Annotated in this window: 22 protein-coding genes; 16 read left to right on the top strand and 6 right to left on the bottom strand. The window is 73.6% G+C overall.

Features of this window, described 5'->3' with window-relative positions; genetic code table 11:
• The first annotated feature begins 8 nt into the window (after positions 1 to 8).
• From ACFWUZ_RS08305 to ACFWUZ_RS08270, 8 genes are all read left to right on the top strand, one after another.
• A complete protein-coding gene (locus ACFWUZ_RS08305; protein ID WP_384369084.1) occupies positions 9 to 407 on the top strand; it encodes a hydrogenase maturation nickel metallochaperone HypA in 399 nt (132 codons plus the stop codon).
• Between the two features lie 3 nt (positions 408 to 410).
• Positions 411 to 1,280, top strand: a complete 870-nt coding sequence (gene hypB / locus ACFWUZ_RS08300) for a hydrogenase nickel incorporation protein HypB (protein WP_384369081.1) — start codon at positions 411 to 413, stop codon at positions 1,278 to 1,280.
• On the top strand, positions 1,280 to 3,661 hold the full coding sequence (gene hypF, locus ACFWUZ_RS08295) for a carbamoyltransferase HypF (RefSeq protein ID WP_384369078.1): 2,382 nt from the start codon (positions 1,280 to 1,282) through the stop codon (positions 3,659 to 3,661). Before hypB ends, hypF begins: the two co-directional genes overlap by 1 nt.
• Complete coding sequence (locus ACFWUZ_RS08290) at positions 3,630 to 3,965, top strand: HypC/HybG/HupF family hydrogenase formation chaperone (protein WP_384369075.1); 336 nt, start codon at positions 3,630 to 3,632, stop codon at positions 3,963 to 3,965. The genes hypF and ACFWUZ_RS08290 overlap by 32 nt, the downstream gene beginning before the upstream one ends.
• Positions 3,962 to 5,104, top strand: coding sequence for a hydrogenase formation protein HypD (gene hypD, locus ACFWUZ_RS08285; protein ID WP_384369072.1), 1,143 nt, complete (start codon positions 3,962 to 3,964; stop codon positions 5,102 to 5,104). The genes ACFWUZ_RS08290 and hypD overlap by 4 nt, the downstream gene beginning before the upstream one ends.
• On the top strand, positions 5,097 to 6,158 hold the full coding sequence (hypE, locus tag ACFWUZ_RS08280) for a hydrogenase expression/formation protein HypE (RefSeq protein ID WP_384369069.1): 1,062 nt from the start codon (positions 5,097 to 5,099) through the stop codon (positions 6,156 to 6,158). The genes hypD and hypE overlap by 8 nt, the downstream gene beginning before the upstream one ends.
• 91 nt (positions 6,159 to 6,249) lie before the next feature.
• Positions 6,250 to 6,600 (top strand): PRC-barrel domain containing protein, encoded by a 351-nt coding sequence (locus ACFWUZ_RS08275; protein WP_384369066.1) that lies wholly within the window; start codon positions 6,250 to 6,252, stop codon positions 6,598 to 6,600.
• A 345-nt stretch (positions 6,601 to 6,945) separates the two neighbouring features.
• Positions 6,946 to 7,197, top strand: a complete 252-nt coding sequence (locus tag ACFWUZ_RS08270; RefSeq protein WP_384369063.1) for a DUF6158 family protein — start codon at positions 6,946 to 6,948, stop codon at positions 7,195 to 7,197.
• A gap of 21 nt (positions 7,198 to 7,218) precedes the next feature.
• Here the strand turns inward: ACFWUZ_RS08270 and ACFWUZ_RS08265 are convergent, their stop codons facing one another.
• Complete coding sequence (locus ACFWUZ_RS08265; protein WP_384369060.1) at positions 7,219 to 7,767, bottom strand: DUF6328 family protein; 549 nt, start codon at positions 7,765 to 7,767, stop codon at positions 7,219 to 7,221.
• A gap of 230 nt (positions 7,768 to 7,997) precedes the next feature.
• Between ACFWUZ_RS08265 and ACFWUZ_RS08260 the strand changes: the two genes are divergently transcribed.
• Complete coding sequence (locus ACFWUZ_RS08260) at positions 7,998 to 8,573, top strand: TetR/AcrR family transcriptional regulator (RefSeq protein WP_384369057.1); 576 nt, start codon at positions 7,998 to 8,000, stop codon at positions 8,571 to 8,573.
• A gap of 10 nt (positions 8,574 to 8,583) precedes the next feature.
• Complete coding sequence (locus ACFWUZ_RS08255; protein WP_384369054.1) at positions 8,584 to 10,107, top strand: MFS transporter; 1,524 nt, start codon at positions 8,584 to 8,586, stop codon at positions 10,105 to 10,107.
• Here the strand turns inward: ACFWUZ_RS08255 and ACFWUZ_RS08250 are convergent.
• On the bottom strand, positions 10,070 to 11,449 hold the full coding sequence (locus ACFWUZ_RS08250; protein WP_384369051.1) for a tetratricopeptide repeat protein: 1,380 nt from the start codon (positions 11,447 to 11,449) through the stop codon (positions 10,070 to 10,072). The genes ACFWUZ_RS08255 and ACFWUZ_RS08250 overlap by 38 nt on opposite strands.
• A gap of 139 nt (positions 11,450 to 11,588) precedes the next feature.
• On the opposite strand from ACFWUZ_RS08250, the gene ACFWUZ_RS08245 reads away from it, so the two are divergent.
• Positions 11,589 to 12,947: a M64 family metallopeptidase gene (locus ACFWUZ_RS08245; RefSeq protein WP_384369048.1), complete on the top strand. Its 1,359-nt coding sequence runs from the start codon at positions 11,589 to 11,591 to the stop codon at positions 12,945 to 12,947.
• Between the two features lie 249 nt (positions 12,948 to 13,196).
• Here the strand turns inward: ACFWUZ_RS08245 and ACFWUZ_RS08240 are convergent, their stop codons facing one another.
• Positions 13,197 to 13,385, bottom strand: coding sequence for a DUF6381 family protein (locus ACFWUZ_RS08240; RefSeq protein ID WP_384369045.1), 189 nt, complete (start codon positions 13,383 to 13,385; stop codon positions 13,197 to 13,199).
• 174 nt (positions 13,386 to 13,559) lie between these two features.
• Between ACFWUZ_RS08240 and ACFWUZ_RS08235 the strand changes: the two genes are divergently transcribed.
• Both ACFWUZ_RS08235 and ACFWUZ_RS08230 read left to right on the top strand, forming a co-directional pair.
• Positions 13,560 to 14,657 carry a glutamate--cysteine ligase gene (locus ACFWUZ_RS08235; protein WP_384369042.1) on the top strand — a complete coding sequence of 366 codons (1,098 nt, stop codon included), beginning with the start codon at positions 13,560 to 13,562 and terminating at the stop codon, positions 14,655 to 14,657.
• Positions 14,658 to 14,748: 91 nt separating this feature from the next.
• Positions 14,749 to 15,594, top strand: coding sequence for a class II glutamine amidotransferase (locus tag ACFWUZ_RS08230; RefSeq protein WP_384369039.1), 846 nt, complete (start codon positions 14,749 to 14,751; stop codon positions 15,592 to 15,594).
• Here the strand turns inward: ACFWUZ_RS08230 and ACFWUZ_RS08225 are convergent.
• Positions 15,564 to 16,391 carry a VOC family protein gene (locus tag ACFWUZ_RS08225; RefSeq protein WP_384369675.1) on the bottom strand — a complete coding sequence of 276 codons (828 nt, stop codon included), beginning with the start codon at positions 16,389 to 16,391 and terminating at the stop codon, positions 15,564 to 15,566. The two genes, ACFWUZ_RS08230 and ACFWUZ_RS08225, sit on opposite strands and share 31 nt — an antisense overlap.
• Positions 16,392 to 16,970: 579 nt before the next feature.
• On the opposite strand from ACFWUZ_RS08225, the gene ACFWUZ_RS08220 reads away from it, so the two are divergent.
• The 3 genes from ACFWUZ_RS08220 (at position 16,971) to ACFWUZ_RS08210 (ending at position 19,475) form a co-directional block, all read left to right on the top strand.
• Complete coding sequence (locus ACFWUZ_RS08220; protein WP_384369036.1) at positions 16,971 to 17,504, top strand: GNAT family N-acetyltransferase; 534 nt, start codon at positions 16,971 to 16,973, stop codon at positions 17,502 to 17,504.
• A gap of 238 nt (positions 17,505 to 17,742) precedes the next feature.
• Entirely contained in the window at positions 17,743 to 18,360 is a 618-nt protein-coding gene (locus tag ACFWUZ_RS08215) for an ankyrin repeat domain-containing protein (protein WP_384369033.1), read from the top strand.
• Positions 18,357 to 19,475 carry a hypothetical protein gene (locus ACFWUZ_RS08210; protein WP_384369030.1) on the top strand — a complete coding sequence of 373 codons (1,119 nt, stop codon included), beginning with the start codon at positions 18,357 to 18,359 and terminating at the stop codon, positions 19,473 to 19,475. Before ACFWUZ_RS08215 ends, ACFWUZ_RS08210 begins: the two co-directional genes overlap by 4 nt.
• A gap of 23 nt (positions 19,476 to 19,498) precedes the next feature.
• Here the strand turns inward: ACFWUZ_RS08210 and ACFWUZ_RS08205 are convergent, their stop codons facing one another.
• On the bottom strand, positions 19,499 to 19,780 hold the full coding sequence (locus ACFWUZ_RS08205; protein WP_384369672.1) for a hypothetical protein: 282 nt from the start codon (positions 19,778 to 19,780) through the stop codon (positions 19,499 to 19,501).
• Positions 19,777 to 20,517, bottom strand: a complete 741-nt coding sequence (locus ACFWUZ_RS08200; protein ID WP_384369027.1) for a DUF1524 domain-containing protein — start codon at positions 20,515 to 20,517, stop codon at positions 19,777 to 19,779. The genes ACFWUZ_RS08205 and ACFWUZ_RS08200 overlap by 4 nt, the downstream gene beginning before the upstream one ends.
• Between the last annotated feature and the right edge of the window lie 148 nt (positions 20,518 to 20,665).

Raw genomic sequence — 20,665 nt, 5'->3', positions numbered from 1 at the left:
GGAGTCCGATGCACGAGATGTCGATCGCCATGGCCGTCGTGGGCCAGGTGGAAGAAGCCGCGCTGGCCGGCGGCGCGAGCGCGGTGAGCGCCGTTCGGCTCCAGGTCGGCGAACTGGCGGGCGTGGTACCCGACGCCCTGGCCTTCTGCTTCGAACTGGCCTGCGCCGGCACGGTCCTCGAAGGTGCGGCCCTCACCACGGAGTCCGTGCCCGCCCGCGCCCGATGCGGTTCCTGCACCGCCGAATGGCCGGTGGGCATGCCGCCCGAACTGTGCTGCCCCGGCTGCGGCCTGGCCACCGACGTCGCCCTGCTCTCGGGCCGTGAGCTGCAGATCCTCAGTGTGCACTGGGAAGAGGACGGCCCCGCCCCCGCGCACCCCCGCGAACCGATCCCCGAGGAGGCCTGAACCATGTGCCGAGTGGTCGATCTGCGGCAGGCGGTACTCGCCAAGAACGACGAGGCGGCGCACGCCCTGCGCGCCGAACTCACCGCCCGCGGAACCGTGACCGTCAACCTGCTCTCCAGCCCGGGCAGCGGCAAGACGGCCCTGCTGGAACGCGAGCTGCTCCTCGCCCGGGAGCGGGGAGTGGGCGTCGCCGCGCTGACCGCCGACCTCGCCACCGAGAACGACGCGGTACGCCTGGCCCGTTCCGGCGCCCCCGTCAAGCAGGTGCTGACCGACGGGCTCTGCCACCTGGAGGCGGCGATGCTCAGCCGCCACCTGGACGGGTGGCTGCCGGAGGACGCCCGGCTGCTGTTCGTCGAGAACGTCGGGAACCTGGTCTGCCCGGCCTCCTACGACCTCGGGGAATCGCTGCGCGTGGTGCTCGCGTCGGTGACCGAAGGGGAGGACAAGCCGCTGAAGTACCCCACCGCCTTCGGGCTGGCCCAGCTCGTCGTGGTGACCAAGACGGACATCGCGGAGGCCGTCGGCTTCGACGAGGCGGCCTTCCGTACGAACGTCCAGCGCGTGAACCCCGGTGTGGAGGTGGTGCTGACCTCCGCCCGCTCGGGCGACGGGTCGGGCCTCCTGCTCGACCGGGCGCTGGCCGTCGCGGCGGGCGCCGGAACGCACGCGCCCGTCATGGCGCAGCAGCAGCACGGCGGTCACGGGCACCCTCACGACGCCCACGACCACGCCCACGCCCACGACCGCGGTCCGGGCGACCACCACCACGACCATGACCACGACCACCACCACGGTCCGGACGACGTGCACGAGCACGAGCACGACGGCCTTCCCCCGCACGCACACCCCGCCGCGGCGCAGATCCGCTGATGGAGGCCGTGCAACGCCGCCGGGTCACCGTCCGCGGCGTGGTGCAGGGCGTCGGTTTCCGGCCGTACGTGTACACCCGCGCCACCGGGCTGGGTCTCGCCGGGCACGTGACCAACACCCCCGAGGGCGTCGTCGCCGAAGTCGAGGGCACGGCCACGGCCGTCTCCGAGTTCTGCGACCGGCTCGCGGCGGACGCGCCCCCGCTGGCCCTGGTGGACGCGGTGGACCACTGCGAGGTGCCCGTCGCCGGCGGCTGCGGGTTCACCATCGTCGCCTCCCGCACCGGCGGGCCCGCCCGGACGCTGGTCTCCCCGGACGTCGCCACCTGCGCCGACTGCCTCGCCGAGCTGGCCGACCCGGCCGACCGGCGCCACCGGCACCCCTTCATCACCTGCACGCACTGCGGCCCGCGGTTCACCATCGTCACCGGCCTGCCGTACGACCGCCCGCAGACCACCATGGCCCGGTTCCCGATGTGCGCCGACTGCGCCCGCGAGTACGCCGACCCCGCCGACCGCCGATTCCACGCCCAGCCCGTCGCCTGCCCCGCCTGCGGACCCCGGCTGCGCCTGCTCACCGGGCACCCGCCCCGCGAGGACGCCTCGGGAGCCGACCCCGTCGCCGAAGCCCGCCGGCTGCTCGCCAACGGGGCGATCCTGGCGGTCAAGGGCCTCGGCGGCTACCACCTCGCCTGCGACGCAGGCCGGCCGGAAGCCGTGGCGGAGCTGCGCCGGCGCAAGGGCCGCGGGGACAAGCCCTTCGCCCTGATGGCCCGCGAACCGGCCGACATCGAACACCTGGTGCACCTCGGCCCCGAGGAGCGGAGCCTGCTCACCGGGGCCGTGCGCCCGATCGTCCTGCTGCGCCGCCGGGCCGCCGGGAGCGCGGAGGCGGCCGAGGCGGCGGCCCCCGGCTGTCCCGACCTCGGCGTGATGCTCCCGTACACCCCCGTCCACCACCTGCTGCTCGGCCTGCCCGGCGACCCGCCCGGCCCCCGCCTGCTCGTGATGACCAGCGGCAACCTCGCGGGCGAACCGATCGTCACGGACGACGACGAGGCCCTGGACCGACTCGCGGGCCTCGCCGACGCCTGGCTCACGCACGACCGGCCGATCCACGTCCCCTGCGACGACTCCGTCGTACGGCTCTGCGACGGCGAGCAGCTGACCGTACGGCGCTCCCGCGGCTACGCTCCGCTGCCCCTCGCCCTGCCACTGGCGGTCCCCGCGGTCCTCGCCTCGGGCGGGGACCTGAAGAACACCTTCTGCCTCGGCGAGGGGCGCCGGGCCTGGCTGTCCGCGCACATCGGCGACATGGACGACCTGGCCACGCAGTACGCCTTCGAACGGGCCGAGCAGCAGCTGGAGTCCATCACCGGCGTCACCCCCGCCCTGCTGGCCGCCGACCGGCACCCCGGGTACCGCTCCGGTCAGTGGGCCCGGCGCCGCGCCGGCAGCCGGCCGCTCGTCCGCGTCCAGCACCACCACGCGCACATCGCCTCGACGATGGCCGAGCACGGACTGGACGGCGGCCGGAGGGTCATCGGCGTGGCTTTCGACGGCACCGGCTACGGCGACGACGGCGCGGTGTGGGGTGGCGAGTTCCTCCTCGCGGACTACGCCGGATACACCCGCTTCGCCCACCTCGCGTACGTCCCGCTGCCGGGCGGCGACGCCGCCGTGCACCGGCCGTACCGCATGGCGCTGTCCCATCTGCGCGCCGCGGGCATCGACTGGCTGCCGGGCATCCCCTGCGCCGACGCCTGCCCGCCCGACGAACTCCGCGTCCTGGCACGGCAGCTGGAGCGGAACCTCAACTGCGTCCCCACCTCCAGCATGGGCCGTCTCTTCGACGCGGTCTCCTCCCTGGCCGGCATCTGCCACCACGCCGGTTACGAGGCCCAGGCCGCGATCGAGCTGGAGGGTGCGGCCGTCACCGCGGACGAGGCCGGCGCGGGCTACGCCTTCGGGCTGCGCGTCCCGCCCGGCGCCGCCGCGGCCCCCTGCACCGCCGATCCGGCGCCCGTACTGGCGGCCGTGGTGGCCGACGTCCGTGCGGGCGTAGCCCCCGCGGTGATCGCCGCCCGCTTCCACGCCGGTGTCGCCGAGCTGGTCGGCGACCTCTGCGGGCTGGCGCGCGAACGCCACGGCCCGGACACCGTCGCCCTCACCGGCGGCGTGTTCGCGAACACGCTGCTCTCCGCCGCCTGCGCCCGCACCCTGCGGCAGCGGGGCTTCACGGTCCTGCGTCACCGTCACGTCCCGCCGAACGACGGCGGGCTGTCCCTCGGCCAGCTCATGGTGGCGGCGGCCCGCGCCACGGAAGAACACCCACAGCAAGGAGAAGCCCATGTGCCTGGCGGTACCCGGCAGAGTGCTTGACATCGGGGAGAAGGACGGCACCCGCATGGCTACCGTCGACTTCGGCGGCGTGCAGAAGGAGGTGTGCCTGGAGTACCTCCCGGACCTCCAGGTCGGCGAGTACGCCATCGTCCACGTGGGATTCGCGCTCCAGCGCCTCGACGAGGAGTCGGCCCGGCAGACCCTCGAACTCTTCGCGCAGCTCGGCATGCTCCAGGAGGAGTTCGGCGACCCGTGGGAACAGGCCGCAGCGGCCGCGGGCACCGACTGGCCCTTCGCCGACGACCCCGCCGGGGCCGCACCGCAGGAGGAAGTACAGCAGTGAAGTACATCGAAGAATTCCAGGACCCCGACCTCGCCCGCCGGCTGCTCGACGACATCCACGCCACGGTGACCCGGCCCTGGGCCCTGATGGAGGTCTGCGGGGGTCAGACCCACACCATCATCCGGCACGGGATCGACCAACTCCTGCCGGAGCAGGTGGAGCTGATCCACGGGCCGGGGTGCCCGGTGTGCGTCACGCCGCTGGACGTCATCGACAAGGCGCTGGAGATCGCCTCCCGCCCCGATGTGATCTTCTGTTCCTTCGGGGACATGCTCCGCGTCCCGGGCACCGGCCGCGACCTGTTCCAGGTGCGCAGCGAGGGCGGAGACGTACGGGTGGTCTACTCCCCCCTCGACGCCCTGAAGATCGCCCAGCAGAACCCGCAGCGCCAGGTGGTGTTCTTCGGCATCGGCTTCGAGACCACCGCGCCGCCGAACGCCATGACGGTGTACCAGGCGAAGAAGCTGGGCATCGCCAACTTCAGCCTGCTGGTGTCCCACGTCCGGGTCCCCCCGGCGATCGAGGCGATCATGCGGTCGCCGAGCTGCCGGGTCCAGGGCTTCCTCGCCGCCGGGCACGTGTGCAGCGTGATGGGCACGGGGGAGTACCCGGAGCTGGCCGCGCGCCACCGGGTGCCGATCGTCGTGACGGGGTTCGAGCCGCTGGACATCCTGGAAGGCGTACGGCGGGCCGTGCTCCAGCTGGAACGAGGCGAGCACACCGTCGACAACGCCTACGCCCGTGCCGTACGCCCCGAGGGCAACCCGGCCGCCCTCGCCATGCTGGAGGACGTCTTCGAAGTCACCGACCGCGCCTGGCGCGGCATCGGCGTCATCCCCGACAGCGGCTGGCGGCTGTCGTCCCGCTACCGCGAGTTCGATGCCGAGCACCGTTTCTCGGTGACCGGCATCAAGACCCTCGAACCGGCCGCGTGCCGCAGCGGCGAAGTGCTCCAGGGGCTGCTCAAGCCGCACGAGTGCGAGGCCTTCGGCACGCTGTGCACCCCGCGCAGCCCGCTCGGCGCCACGATGGTCTCCAGCGAGGGGGCCTGCGCCGCGTACTACCTCTACCGGCGGCTGGAGATCAAGGCCGCCCCGTCCGCCCCGACCGCGCCGCTGGAGGCGAGCCCCGTTGCCTGACACCGCACTCGACATCACGGGCTGGACCTGCCCGGCACCGCTGCGCGACCGGCCCCGGGTGGTGATGGGCCACGGCGGCGGGGGCGCGCTCTCGGCCGAACTGGTCCAGCACCTGTTCGCCCCCGCCTTCGGCGGCGACGTGCTCGCCCAGCTCGGGGACTCCGCCGCCGTCACCCTCGGCGGCGTCCGGCTGGCCTTCTCCACCGACTCGTACGTGGTGCGGCCGCTGTTCTTCCCCGGCGGCAGCATCGGGGACCTGGCCGTCAACGGCACCGTGAACGACCTGGCGATGAGCGGGGCCCGGGCCGCGTACCTGTCCTGCGGGTTCATCCTCGAAGAGGGCGTCGAGATCGCGGCGGTCGCCCGCGTGGCCGAGGCGCTCGGCGCGGCCGCGCGGGCCGCGGGCGTGGAGGTGGCGACCGGGGACACCAAGGTCGTCGAAGCGGGTCACGGCGACGGCATCTACCTCAACACCGCGGGGATCGGGATCATCCCCGAGGGGGTGGACCTGCGTCCGCAGCGCGTCGTACCCGGTGACGTGGTGATCGTCAGCGGCGAGATCGGCCTCCACGGGGTGGCGATCATGAGCGTCCGTGAGGGCCTCGAATTCGGCGTGGACATCGAGAGCGACTGCGCGGCCCTCGGCGGCCTGGTCGCGAGCATGCTGGCGGTCACCCCGGACCTGCACGTCCTGCGCGACCCCACCCGGGGCGGGCTCGCGGCCTCCCTCAACGAGATCGCGGCCGCCTCCGGCACGGGCGTCGTCATCCACGAGGGCCGGGTACCCGTACCGGAGGCCGTCGCGAACGCCTGCGCGATCCTCGGTCTCGACCCGCTGTACGTGGCCAACGAGGGCAAGCTGGTGGCCTTCGTCCCCCGGCAGCACGCCGAAGCCGTCCTCGACGCCATGCGCGCCCATCCGCTCGGCCGCGGCGCGACGGTGATCGGCGAGGCCGTCGAGGCCCACCCGGGCATGGTCGTGGCACGGACCGGACTCGGCGGCACCCGCGTGGTCGACCTGCCCATCGGTGAGCAGCTGCCGCGCATCTGCTGAGGGCCGGGAGCACACCCCCGGCGCCCGGACCGGGCCGCATGGGGCCGCCATGGCCCGGGTAGGCGGCGGGAGAGGACGAAGGAGGTTCGTCATGGGCTCCCCCATCTGGGCATTCGCCGACAGCTCGGGCCACGCGCCCGGCATGGATCTCGTCGGCTTCAAGGTCGAGGCGTCCGACGGGGCGATCGGAAAGATCGACAAGCACTCCGAGGACGTCGACCGCTCCTACGTGGTGGTCGACACCGGCCCGTGGATCTTCGGCCGCAGGGTGATGATCCCCGCAGGGCTCATCACCCGCGTCGAGCTGCAGGAGGAAGCCGTCCATCTGTCCTGCACCCGTCAGCAGGTGAAGGACTCGCCGGACTTCGGGAGCGGCCAGACCGATGACGACGTCGCCGCCATCCGGATGATCGAGACGCACTACTCCCATCCCCACATGTGAGAGCAGGACACCTGCGGGAGGCCCTCCGAGGTCTCCCGCACCCGGCGCCGCGAGCGTATCCAGCGCCCCGAGACAGTCGAGGTGAGAGCCGTATGGAGTGGACCACCGAACCGGAACCCGAGGGCCCCGGCCCCACGCCCGAGCGCCCCGATCCGGTGCCCCGGGAGCCCGGCCCCCCGGCGCCCGCGGAGCGTCCGCCGGATCCCGGCCGGCCCCCGGCCGAGCCGTCGCCCGTCGAGCGGCCGCCGGTCCCGGAGCCTCCGGACTGACGCCGGGCCGCCGGGCCTTCCGGCACCGCGCGGAGGATGATGGGGGGCGGGACCGAGTCGAGGAGGTGGACGAGCCATGGCCGAGCACGACGGCGGACCGTCGGCGCGCAGACTGGAGGAGGGCCGGCTCCTCAAGGAGCTGGAGGCCATCCACCGCACGCGCCACGAGACCCTGCTGCACGGGTCCGACGACGCGTTGGTCACCCATACGCAGCGGATGAACGAGCTGGAGCACGAGTACGTGCGCCGCCATCCGCAGCGTGCCCAGACGGCGGGCCGCACCCGCTCGGGCGCCCGTGCCCGCAGCGGGGAAGAGGGCACCGCCTAACACGGAGCAGCCGACGGGCTTCTACGGATCGCTGGTGTAGCGCACGCGTGCCCACAGGGGCAGGGCGAACCAGCACAGCAGGTACCAGAGGGCCACGCCCGCCACCAGCCAGGGCACCAGGGCGTTGTTCGTGGCCACCCGCAGGATCAGGAACAGGGCCGACACCAGGGTGGCCAGCAGCAGCACGATGCCCAGGAAGGTCAGCCGCGAGGCCCAGGTGACGGCCTGGAGCTTGAGCCGGCGGCCCGAGACGATGCGGTGGAAGGCCACGGGGGCGATGAGGGCGCCGGTCGCCAGGGCTCCGAGGACGACCGTGACGATGTAGATCGTCTTGTCGGTCTGGGGAAGTCCCTGGAAGTGCGGGGTGAAGACCACCGTCAGGAGGAAGCCGAAGAGGATCTGCACGCCCGTCTGGGCGACCCGGATCTCCTGCACCAGTTCCTGCCACTGCCGGTCCGCGCGTTCCTCGGACGTCTCGTCCCGGCCCTGCCCCTTGTCCTGATCGCTGCCCTGGCCCCTGACCGCCTCCGGGGCCTCGTGCCGGCCCTCGGTCCTGTCGTTTCCCTGCATGGCGCCTCCCTGAACGGGTGTGCCCGCCGGCCGGGCGTGCGTCCGCCGGGCGGCTGCGGCGCGGCGGGTTGCCCAGGGGGAAGAGGAGGCTCCTGGCGGTCGGCGGATCGGGACGGTGTTCCATCGTATCGACGGACCGGAAGGCGGGCCTCCGCAACCATCTCCCGCCCGTGGGTCGGCTTTGCCTCAAGTGAGACAATCTTGTATCGTTCGAGGCGAAGGAGGCTCACATGGTGGGTGAAGAAGAACTACTGGACGGCGCCGCGCGCGTCCTCGCCGGAGACCACAGCGCCTCGATGGTCCAGATCGCGGCCGGCATCGGCACCAGCCGTGCCACGCTCAGCCGCCGCTACGCGACCCGTGAAGCCCTCCTCAAGGCCGTCGCGGTGCGGGCGATCCAGGTGGTCGACGGGTGCCTGAGCCCCCTCGACCTCGACGAGGACGCGGACGGGGAGGCCTTCGACGCCGCCCTCGAGGAACTGGTCCTCGCCCTGATGCCCGCCGCCCACCTCTACGGGTTCACCTCACGGGACGCCACCGTGCTGGCCGACCCGGAGTTCCGGGCCGGCGTGGACCGCCAGGACCAGCGGGCCCTGACCTTCCTCGCCCTGGGCCAGCGGCTGGGACGGCTGCGCGCCGACCTCCCGCCGTACTGGATCTGGTACTCGCTCTGGGGACTGCTCGACGCCGCCGCCGAGGGCGTGCGCGACGGGCACCTCGCCCCCCGCCAGATCGGCCGGCTGGTCCTCACGTCCTTCCTCGGCGGCACCCGGCCCACCGCGGCCCCGCCCGCAGCCCGACCCTGAACGGAACCCCATGCACACCCCCTCGCGGGACCCCCGCCGCTGGATCGTCCTGGCGATCCTCTCCGGCAGCCTCCTGCTCATATCGATGGACACCACGATCCTCAACGTGGCCTTCCCCTCGCTCGTCGGCGACCTCCAGCCCGGCGCCGTGCAGCAGCTGTGGATCATCGACGTCTACGCGCTCGCCCTCTCCGGCCTGCTGGTCACCGCCGGAGCCCTCGGCGACCGCTGGGGCCGCAAGCGGCTCCTCATGGCCGGCTTCGGCATCTTCTCGGCGGCTTCGCTGATAGCCGTCTTCTCCACCGAGGCCTGGCACGTGATCGCGGCCCGCGCCCTCCTCGGCGTCGGCGGCGCCGCCATCATGCCGTCCACCCTGTCGATCCTGCGCAGCGTCTTCACCGACGCCAAGGAACGCGCCTTCGCGCTCGCCGTCTGGGCGGCCGTCTTCGGCGGCGGCATGGCCTTCGGCCCCGTGGTCGGCGGACTCCTGGTCCAGGACCACGGCTGGCACAGCGCCTTCCTGCTCAACCTGCCCGTCGCCGCCGTCATCGTCGTGGCCGGGCTGCGCTACCTCCCCGAATCGCGCGCCCCGCGGGCCACCGGAAGCTGGGACTGGTGGGGCGTCGGCCAGTCCGTCGTCGGCATGCTCGCCCTGGCGGGCGGCATCAAGCAGCTCGGCAAGAGCGGCGCCGGCGACCCGCTGCCCTGGGCGCTCCTCCTCGTCGCCGCCGTCCTGCTCACCGTCTTCGTCCGCCGCCAGCTGCGGCTGGACGACCCGCTGCTCCAGGTACGGCTGTTCGCCAAGCCCGCCTTCAGCGTCGCCGCCACCGCGATCTTTCTGCCCATGGTGGGCATGGGCGCGATCCTGTTCCTGGTCACCCAGTGGTTCCAGTACGGGCAGGGCTACACCCCGCTGGAGGCCGGCCTCAGGCTGCTGCCCGCCCCGCTCGCGCTGATCTGCGCCTCGATGGTGGCGCCCACCCTGATGCACCGCTACGCGATCCGCCACGTGCTCGGCGCCGGACTCGTCGTCCTGGCCGCGGGCATGGCGCTGCCCTGGACCCTCCAGCAGTTCACCGGTCTCGGCTACCCCGCCTTCGCCGTGGCCCTGACCGTCATGGGGGCGGGAGCGGGCATCGCCACCACCGTGGCCTCGGTCACCCTGGTCTCCGCCGCGCCCGCCGCCCAGGTCTCCAGCGCCGCCGCGATAGAGGAGACCTGCTACGAACTCGGCTCGGCCATGGGCGTCGCCATCCTCGGATCCACCGCCGCGGCCCTCTACCGCGGCAACCTCCCCGTACTCGACCTGGACGGCCCGAGCGCCGAGGCGGTACGCGGTTCCGTCGGCGAGGCCGCCCACACGGCCGAGCGGCTGGGCGGCGCCGTCGGGCAGGCCCTGAACGACACCGCCTCGCACGCCTACACCCTCGCGATCACCCCGGCGTTCCTGATGGCCGGAGCCCTGGCGGTCGCCGCCGCGGCGACGACCTGGGCGCTCATCCCGCGCGACCTCCAGCCCACCGAGAACCACTGACGGCCGGGTTCGCGAAGACGGGGGCGGCCGGCGCCGGCCCCAGCGTGGTCGTACCGGGGGCCGCACGGTGGCCCAGCCCCGTGCGGTACGCGTCGAGCGCGGCCTCGGTCCGCCCGGTGCGCCGCAGCAGGTCGCCCAGCAGCCGGCACAGATCGGCCAGGTCGCCCGAGGCCCCGCTGCGTTCCAGCAGGGACAGCGCCTGGACGTAGTGCTCCTCGGCGGTCTCGGTCTCACCGCGCTCCTCGGCCATCAGGCCGAGGAGCCGGTGCGCCCCGCCCGCGTGCACGGCGCCGTGCCGGTCCCCGAGCTCCAGCAGCGAGGACAGGAGCGCGGCGGCTTCCTCGTACCGTCCGAGCTGGCGCAGGACATCGGCCAGCTCCACCTCCACCTGGGCCGTGTACAGCGCGGCCCGCCTGGCCGCCAGCATGTCCCGGGCCGTACGCAGCTCCCGTTCGGCCGAGTCGAGTTGGCCGTTCTGCGCCTGGACGTAACCGCGCATCCAGTGACAGTGCGCCAGATCGGTCCGCAGCCGCAGCTGCCCGTAGATCGCCTGGGCCTTGGCGAGGGAGGCGTCCGCGTCGGCCACCCGTCCCTCGGCGAGGAAGGTCCGGGCGACCTGCCGGTGCATGCCCGCCACCAGGGCCGGATCGCTGACCTGCGGGGCCAGTGCGAGGGCGAGTTCGGCGGCGTGCGCGGCGCGGGCGTGGGCCCCCATGTCGATGTACGGCCCGATGACCGCCGCGTACAGCAGCACCAGCGCCTCGGGGTCGGCCAGCCCGCTCGTGCCCAGCTCGTCGATGGCGGATTCGAGCAGGTAGCAGGCGTACCGCAGCTCACCCGCGAGCAGGTGGGCGACGGCGCGGCCGCGGACGGCCCGTGCGCGGCGGGGGAGCGGCTCCTGGGCCAGGAGGTGCTCGGCCGCCTCGAAGTGCGCCATCGCCTCGGGCAGCCCGCCCGTCTCCAGGGCGCAGTCCCCGAGTCCGAGCAGGGCCTCCGCCTGCTCCGCTGCGAGCCCCAGCCGTTCCGCGTCCGCGAGGAGCTGCCGGTAGCGTGCGGCGGCCTCGTCGGCCGCGCCGGTGGCGAGCGTCTGCTGGGCCTCGGTGAGGGCGAGGCGCAGCTCGGTGCCCAGGTGGGCGGGGCGTCCGGTGGTCAGTTCCTCGTACGAGGTGCCCAGCTGCCCGGCGAGGAAGCGCAGGGCGGTCTCCGAGGGCCGGACCTTGCCCGACTCCACGGTCGAGATGTAGGCGGGCGTGTACGCAGGCTCCGCCAACTGCCGCTGGGTCAGACCGAGTCCGGTGCGCATGCGCTGTACCCGGCGGCCGATCTGGGCCGGTTCGTCCATGGAGTCCCCCTGGTTGCTCGAACTCCCCAGTATTCAGGGGGAGGAGGGCATTGCGCACCCTTCGCGCGCCGCCTAGTTTAAGCACCCGATTCAGTGCACTTATTCAGCCGCTTAACTTCCGTTCCCGGGGGAGGACTTCATGGTCCCAGTCAGACGTCCCACCGTCCGCGCCGCCCTGCGGGCAGCCGTCGCGGGGGTCTGCGCGACCGCCGCACTGCTGGCCGCGGCACCCGCCGACGCAGCCGCCGGCTCACGGGCGGACGCCCGGGTGGAGGTCGAGATACCCGGGCCGGAGCACGGCGACGAGGCCGGCTCCGGGCACCTGCTCGTACCGGCCGCCGGCGGCCGGGCGAAGTCCACGGGCCGCCTCTCCGAGGCCGAGCGGGCCGCCGACGGCGAGGTCACCAAGGTGATCGACAACGGGCCCACCGCGGACCGCCTCGACGTCGTCGTCATCGGCGACGGTTACACCGCCACCGAGCTGGCGGAGTTCCACGCCGACGCCCGGCAGAAATGGGCCGAGGTCACGGCCGTCGAGCCGTACACCACCTACCGCAACCTCTTCAACGTCTGGACGGTCGACGCGGTCTCGCACGACTCCGGCGTCTCCGGGGACCCCGACCCGGCCACCGTGCGCGACACCGCGCTCGGCTCGTACTTCTGGTGCGGGGACATCGAGCGGCTGCTCTGCGTGGACCAGCCCAAGGTCGACTCCTACGTGGCGAAGGCACCGGAGGCCGACCTGGTCATCGTCCTCGCGAACAGCGCCAAGTACGGCGGGGCGGGCTACAACGAGCCCAGCGCGACCCTCGGCTACGCGGGGATATCGACGGCCTCGGCGGGCCACGCCAAGTCCGGCCAGGTCGCCATCCACGAGACCGGCCACTCCCTCGGCAAGCTCGCCGACGAGTACTTCTACCCCGGCACACCGGACTACGAGAAGTACACCGGCCCCGAGCCCGCCGACTCCAACAGCTCCACCCTCCCCGCCGACCGGATGGCCGCGCAGCGGGCCAAGTGGTACCGCTGGCTCGGCGAGGAGTCGCCGGACGGCGGCACGGTCGGCGCCTACGAGGGCGGCGGCTACTTCGTCACCGGCCTGTACCGGCCCACCGACGCCTCGCTCATGCGGGTCCTGGGCAAGCCGTTCAGCCTCCCGGGCACCGAGGCGATGATCGCCGGTTTCTACCGGCACGCGAAGACGCTCACCCCGCTCACCCCGACCGACCGCACCCTGCGGCTGCGCCACACGGCCGAGGCCGCCGTACCCCGGCTGACCGGAGCGGACGGCCGGCAGCTCGTGGTCCGCTGGTACCTGGACGGCAGGGAACTGAAGCGGTTCGAGGGCCGGACCGAGGTGGCGGTGGCCGAGCTGTGGCTCTTCGACCTCCGCACGCACCGGCTGTCGGTCACGGCCGAGGACCGCACCCCCTCGGTCCGCGACCCGGGAGTCGCCCGGACCCTGCGCTCCACGGCCGCCTGGCAGGTCCGTCTCTAGGGTCCGGGGACGCCCGGCCCGCCCCCGCGCGCGACGGCCCAGCTCGTGGTGGGGGCACGGTGCCAGGGCCCGGAGGGCCGCGCCGATCTCGCCGCGGAAGGCTGCCGCCACGCGGACCGGCCGGCGGGGAAACCCCTCCACGGTTCCGGCCGGTGTCCGCGGCGACGGGGCAGTCGCGGCGGACACCGGCCGGAACCGGACGGAGGACGGAGAGGTCCGCCAGGAGGCGGAAGGGAGGAAGGAGGGCGCCTACATGGGGTCCATCCCGCGGTCGTCCATGCCGCTCTCCTTCTCGCCCTGCTCCTGGAGGCGGCGGGCCTTGTCCCGCAGCCGCCGGCTCTCCTCCGGGTCGGTGGCGCGCTCGGCCGCCTCCTTCAGCTCCTTGGCCTTGTCACGCAACTGCTGGGACCGGCCGTGGGAACCGTCTGCAACGCTCATGATCACTCCTAGGATCCGTGGGAGAGCGGGCGGATCCAGCGAAGCAGCAGTAACGTACGAACGCATCTCGAAACGTTACTGAGCGTGATGCCGATTCCTGCGGGCACGACAGGCCGTGAGCAAGGGCAGGCCGGCAGGACGGCACAGCGCGGGACTCGGACATGGACGGTGGTCGTGCGGAGCGTGGGTGTGGAGGAGGAACTCCTCCTCGTGGGAGCCGAGAGCGGGGAGCCGCTGTCCGTCGCGGCCCTGGTCCTGGACGGCGCGGCGCACGACGAGGCCTGCGGCGCCGACCACATCTTCGAGAAGGAGCTGAAGCGCGAGCAGGTGGAGTTCGCCACCCGTCCGGTCACCGCCATGAGCGAGCTGGAGCAGGAGATCAGACGGTGGCGCTCCGTCGCCGCCCGGCACGCGCGGACGGCCGGTGCCGAGGTGGCCGCCCTGGCCACCTCACCCGTACGCGTGACCCCCTCGATGAGCCCCGGCGAACGCTACGCCTGGCTGGCCGAGAGCTTCGGCCTGACCGCCCAGGAGCAGCTGACCTGCGGCTGCCACGTCCACGTCTCCGTGACCTCCGACGAAGAGGGCGTGGCCGTCCTCGACCGGATCCGGCCCTGGCTGCCCGTCTTCACCGCGATGAGCAGCAACTCGCCCTTCTGGCAGGGCGAGGACACCGGTTACGACAGCTACCGCAGCCGCGTGTGGAACCGCTGGCCCTCGGCCGGCCCGACCGAGGTCTTCGGTTCCGCCGACAGGTACCACCGCCAGGTCGCCGCCATGGTGGACACCGGAGTGCTCCGGGACGGGGGCATGGTCTACTTCGACGCGCGGCTCGGCGTGAACTTCCCGACCGTCGAGATCCGTGTCGCGGACGTCTGCCTGGACCCCGCTACGACCGTCCTGGTCGCGACCCTGGTCCGCGGCCTCGTGGAGACCGCGGCCCGCGCCTGGGAGGCGGGCGGGCCACCGGCCCGCACCGGCGTGAGCCTGCTCCGCCTCGCGTCCTGGCGCGCGGCCCGCTCCGGCCTGGAAGGACCGCTGATCCACCCGGCGACCATGCGGGAGACATCCGCGCGGGCCGCCGTGGACGCGCTGTTCGACCATGTACGGGACGCCCTGGAGGACCACGGCGACGCGGCCGCGGTCCAGCGGGGCATCAGCGAGCTCTTCGAGCGTGGCAACGGTGCACGCGTACAGCGGCGGCTGTACCGTGCGAGCGGCGATCTGAAGGCCGTCGTGCGCGCGTGCGCGCAGATCACCGCCACCCCGTAGGGCCGTCCGGCCGATCAGCCGCGCCGTCAGCCGCGCCTGAGGACCCGCCACGGGATTAGGCTCGGACCAGGCCGACAAGGGGATGGTGCTCATGTGTCGCTGGCTCGCCTACTCGGGTTCCCCCATGCTGCTCGACGCGGTGCTCTACCGACCGGAGCACTCGCTCATCAACCAGAGCCTGAACGCCCGCCTCGGAGTCGAATCGACCAACGGGGACGGCTTCGGCATCGGCTGGTACAGCACCGACGGCAGCGGGGACGGCACCCCCGCGGTCTACCGCGACATCGCCCCGGCCTGGAACAACCGCAACCTGCGCGAACTCGCCGGCCACGTCCGCTCCCCGCTGTTCTTCGCCCACGTCCGCGCCTCCACCGGCTCGGCGATCCAGCAGACCAACTGCCACCCCTTCCGGCACGGACGCTGGCTGTGGATGCACAACGGGGCCATCACGGACTTCGAGCGCCTGCAGCGCGACCTGTGCATGGCCGTCGACCCGGCGCTGTTCTCCGCCATCGAGGGCTCCACGGACTCCGAGGTGATGTTCTACCTGGCGGTCACCTTCGGCCTCGACCAGGACGTCCCCGGTGCCGTCGCCCGGATGGCGGGCCTGGTGGAGCACCTCGGCAAGGAGCACGGCGTCGCCGACCCGCTCCAGATGACCGTCGCCGTCAGCGACGGCGAGCGCGTGTGGGCCTTCCGCTACTCCAGCCTGGGCAGGTCCCGTTCGCTCTACTACAGCAGCAAGGCCGAGACCGTCCGCCACCTCCACCCCGAACTGGAATTCCTGAACGAGGTCTCCGACGCGACCCGCCTCGTGGTCTCCGAACCGCTGGGAGACCTCCCCGGGGTGTGGAACGAACTCCCCGAGGCGAGCTACACGGTGATCCCCTCACCCCCCGGGGAGGACTACCTGCCGTTCATCCCGGAGCCGCCCTGACCCGGCTCGTCCGGCTCGTCCCTCAGAGCCGTGGTGAGCGTGAACAGGGCACCGTCCGGATCACGGAGCGCCACCCACCGCTCCGAGGCGTTCGAGGTGACGTCCGAAACGGTGCGCCCGCCGAGGGCCAGGGCCGCCTCGACCGCCGGCCGCAGGCGCGGGACCCGGAAGTGGACGTGCCAGCGGGGCCTGGTGTGCGCCGTGTAGCCGGCCAGCTCGACGGGCCCGCTGTTCAGACGGGCCACGGGCTCCCCGGCCTGCCGGAGCACGACCTGGTCCTCCTCGTACGAGACCTCGCAGCAGCCGGTCCGGCCGGAGGCCCACTCCAGCACCGCCCCGTAGAAGATCGCGGAGTCGAAGGCGTTCCTGGTCCGCAGCTCCAGCCAGGCCGGGGAGGGGCCCCGCCCCACCCGCCAGTCCGCCGACACCGCGCCCTCCCAGATCCCGAAGACCGCCCCGTCCGGATCGGCGACCAGCGCCGCGCGGCCACCGGAGGGGAAGGAGACCGGGCCGACCGCGATCGTGCCGGTGCGCTCGCGGATGCGGTCCACCGCCACGTCCGCGTCGTCGACGGCGAAGTACGGGGTCCACGCCACCGGCACCGCCAGATCCCCCGCCAGCGCCCCGATGCCCGCCACCGGCACCCCCTCGTGCTCGGCGACGGAGAAGGCCTCGCCGAGACGGCCCCGGCGGAACCTCCAGCCCACGACCGCACCGTAGAACTGCTGCGCCGCGCCCTGGTCGCGGGCCATCAGGCTCACCCAGCACGGAGCCCCGAAGACCTCCTTGGTCGACATCTTCACCGCTCGCTCCGTCCCTCCGGGGGCCCCGGGTCTCATTCTGGTCCTTTTCGGGACGGACCACGACCTTCCCCGCGCCCCCGGGGCACACCCTGCAGCCCTCCCCGCCAGGCCGCACGGCGCCGACCACGCTTCCGGACGCCCGGCACCCGCTCGGAAGGCAGGTTCCCGCATGGCGGGCGCCCGGGTTCCCGTGAGCGACCTCGGTCCGTGGCGGTCCGGTGACGCAGCGGCGCATGCCAGGACGGCGTCCCGCGTCCACGCGGCCCTGCGGGCGCCGGGGTTCCTGCTGGTCACCGGAGACGGCGTGGACCCGGCTCTGCCCGCACGGATCCGGGAGGCGCACCCCCGCCCGGTCAGCTCCGCACCGGCGCCCACACCGACTCCGGTACGGTCACGGTCCTCGACGGGCAACCGGGCGCCGGAGGCCTCCGGAACCACACCGACGCCGAGGGCTGGCAGGACGCCTCCCCGCCGCCGGGAAGGCAGGGGGCGCAACGGCCACGAACCTGCACCCTGCACGCACTGGCGGGACCCGATTACCGCTGCGCACCGGCGTTCGGCAGGATGGGCCGCATGACCGAGATCCTGACCCCCCGACTCCTCCTCCGCCGCTGGCAGGAGGACGACCTCGTCCCCCTGTCCGAGATCAACGGCGACCCCGACGTGATGCGGTGGATCGGCGACGGCTCGGTCCGCGGTCTCGACGAGACCGCCGAGGACATCGACCGCTGGGAGGAGGAGTGGGACGACGAGGGCTTCGGCCTCTTCGCCGTCGAGCTCCTCGGCTCCGGCGAGCTGATCGGCGCCGTCGGCCTCACGGTGCCCGAGTACCTGCCCGAGGTGTACCCGAACATCGAGATCACCTGGCGGCTGGGCCGCCAGTACTGGGGCCAGGGCTACGCATCCGAGGCCGCCCAGGCCACCTTGGAGTTCGCCCTCCAGGACCGGGGCCTCGACCGCGTCGTCGCCGTCAACCGCGCGGGCAACGACGAGTCCGAGAACGTGATCCGCAAGCTGGGCATGGTGCTGGAGCGCGACACCACGCACCCCGAGCACGGGTACCTCTTGCAGATCCACAGCATCGATCTCACCGAGTACGAGGCCTGACCCGTACCGGCTCCTCCCGCCTCCCGCACCCCTTCGGCCCCTCCCGCCTCTACCGGCTCCTCCTGCCCCTCCCGCCCGCCCCGCGCGTCGGCCGATCGGATGACCCGCCCCTCCTCCGGACCGCGCGCGGGATCGGCCCGGCGGGCGGACCGGCGGCGGCCGCCCCCGCGGCGACCATGGAACAGGGAGCGGGAGGGCGTACGTGGCCCCTCCCCGCCCCGGAGCCGAGAGGGACACCATGACCCCGCACGACCGACAGCTCCTCGACGCCGCCGGGAGCGGCGACGCGGCCTCGGTGGCCGCGGCGCTCGCCGCCGGCGCCGCCGTGGAGGCCCGCGACGCGCGGGCGCGCACCCCCCTGCTGCTCGCAGTCCTGGGCGACCACCTCGAGGCCGCCGGACTGCTGCTCGCCGCGGGCGCCGACCCGAACGCCCAGGACGCCCGCGAGGACAGCCCCTGGCTGGTCACCGGCCTCACCGGCAGCGTCCGGATGATGCGGCTGCTGCTGCCCGCCGGACCCGACCTGAAGCTGCGCAACCGCTTCGGCGGGATCTCCCTCATCCCGGCCGCCGAACGCGGACACACCGCCTACGTGCACGCCGTGCTGGACGAGACGGACATCGACGTCGACCACGTCAACAGGCTCGGCTGGACCGCCCTCCTGGAGGCCGTGATCCTCGGCGACGGCGGCCCCCGCCACGAGGAGGTCGTGGCGACCCTGCTCGCCGCCGGAGCCGACCCCGCACTCGGCGACTTCGAGGGGGTGACCCCGTACGAGCACGCCGCCCACCGCGGCTTCGACGGCATGGCCCGCCTCCTGCGGGACGCGGCGGCGGAGCGGGAGCCGGGCCGGTGAGCCGCCGCGCAACGGGCACCCGTACGGTCCTCCCCGCGCTGGCCCTGGTCCTGGCGGCCGGTGCCTGTACCGCGGGGCAGGGGGACGCCGCGCCGCGCCCGGCCCCTTCGGCCGCCTCCCCGCTGCCCGCCGCCCCGGGCACCCCGCACGGCACCCTGCTGACCGCCGACTTCGGCGCCGGCACGGTCACCTTCACGGACCCCGAGCGCGGTGCGGTCGCCTCCGTCCCGGTGGGCCGGGCCCCCTACGGTCTGGCCGTCGGCGCGGACGGCCGCGCGTGGGTGGCCACGGCCGAGGGGGTCGCCGTCGTCGACACCCGCACCCGCAGGCTCACCGCCCTCGTCCCCCACCGCACCCCCACCGGGCCGGTCACGGACGGCGAGTACCGCGGGGGCGGCATGGGCATCGCGCTCTCGCCCGACGGCGCGCGGGCGTACGTCGGGGTCAACGTCCCCGGGACCCGCGGCGTACTGGAGGTCCTCGACACGGCGAAGTCCGAGGTGACGGCCGTGGTCCCGGTGGGCAGGCGCCCCTTCGACGTGGACGTCTCCCGGGACGGCGCCGAGGTCTACCTCACCGGCCACGACTCCTTCGACGTGACCGTGGTGGCGGCGGACTCGCTCCGGCCCCGCCGGATCGAGGTGGCCCCGTACGGGACGGAGGGCGGACTCGCCTCCTGGCTGAAACCGCACCACACGGTCGTGCGGCCCTCCGACGGGATGCTGCTGCTGCCCTTCGAGGGCGAGCGGCTCGCCGTCGTCGACCCCCGGACCGGCGCCACCACGGTCGAGCGGATGACCGCCGACACCCACCAGCACGGCGCGACGGCCACCCCGGACGGCCGGCTCCTGGTGGTCGGCACGGGAGCCGTGCAGCCCGGGGACGGCAAGGGGCCCTCGCTCACGGTGCGTTCCCCCGACGGCACGGAACGCGTGTACCCGCTCGAAGGCCCCCACGAGGACGTGGCCGTGTCCCGCGACGGCCGCACCGCCTACGTCAGCGGCGGCTACACCCGCGAGGGCTACTGGAACGGCATCACCGTCGTCGACCTCGACACCGGCGCCACCCGCCGCCTCCCCGCCGGGGCCAGGCCGCTGGGCATCGCCGTCCTGTGAGCCCCGGGGCTCTCTCCCGCGCGTCAGGCCCCGGGAGCGGACCCGGGGGCCTGGGCCCCGCCGCCCGCACGGATCGCCGCGAGCGCGGCGGCGTGCAGGGCGGCGGGGTCGCCGCCGTGGGGCAGCGGACTGCCGGTCAGGGTGTACCACTCGTCGGCGTCCTTGTACTGGACGTCGAGGCGGAGCAGGTCCCCGTCCGCGGAGGAGCGCAGCGTGAGCGGGCCGGTGACCACCCCGACCTCGTCCGTCATCGCACCGCCGGGCCCGGCGAGCACCTCGTCCTGCCACTGCCGTGCCCCGGTCATGACGTGCACGTGTCCAGCATCGTGGTGAGCATCTTCTTCTCCGGCTCGGTGACGGTCAGGTCGTACACGGATTTGACGGTGGTCCAGGCCCGGCCGTACTGGCACCAGCTCGTACGCTCCGGGGGCTGCCACAGGTCGGGGCTCTGATCGCCCTTGGACCGGTTGGAGGAGGCGGTGACGGCGAGCAGCTGAGGGTGGGTCAGGTCGTTGGCGAAGGCCTTGCGCCTGGCCGCGTCCCAACCCGCCGCGCCCGAGCGCCAGCCCTCGGCGAGCGGCACCATGTGGTCGATGTCCATCTTGGAGGCGTCGGTGACCACCACCCCGTCGTAGAGGCTCTTCCAGGTACCGGACACGGCCCGGCACTCCGCGTCCTGGGTGACCCCGGTCCCGTCGCGCCGGAGCACCGTCTCCCTCGTGTCGCACTTGCTGCCCTGCTCGGCCCAGTGCGTGAACCGGGCCCGGCTGTAGCCCGCCATCGTGCCCACGGGGGCGACCCGCAGCGCCGCCAACTGCGTACGGGCCGCGGCCACGTCGACCATGCCCGGCAGGACGTCCGCGCCGGCCGGTTTGCCACCGGGCGCCGGTGACGCATCCGTCGGCGGGTCCGCCGCAGCCGTCCGGGACACGGAGGGCTTCGGGTCGGGGCCGCCCGGCCCCGCCGTACCGGAACACCCGGCCGCGGCCGGCAGCAGCAAGGCCGCCAGCACCACACCCCGTACACGTATCTGACGTCCCATGACCCCGCCCCGAGCCGGCCCCGCTTCGTACGCTGACTCCCGAAGCCTACCCAGATCGGGACAATCAACCGGACGGTGACCCTCCGTCGGGCATTGTCAGTGGTTCTCGCTAGTCTCCCCGCATACCGCAGCTCAGGGGGTCGGATTC

The organism is Streptomyces sp. NPDC058646, assembly GCF_042716875.1.
Lineage (GTDB): Bacteria > Actinomycetota > Actinomycetes > Streptomycetales > Streptomycetaceae > Streptomyces.
The sequence above is the reverse complement of the archived record's forward strand: the minus strand, read 5'-3'. Positions and strand labels throughout refer to the sequence as shown.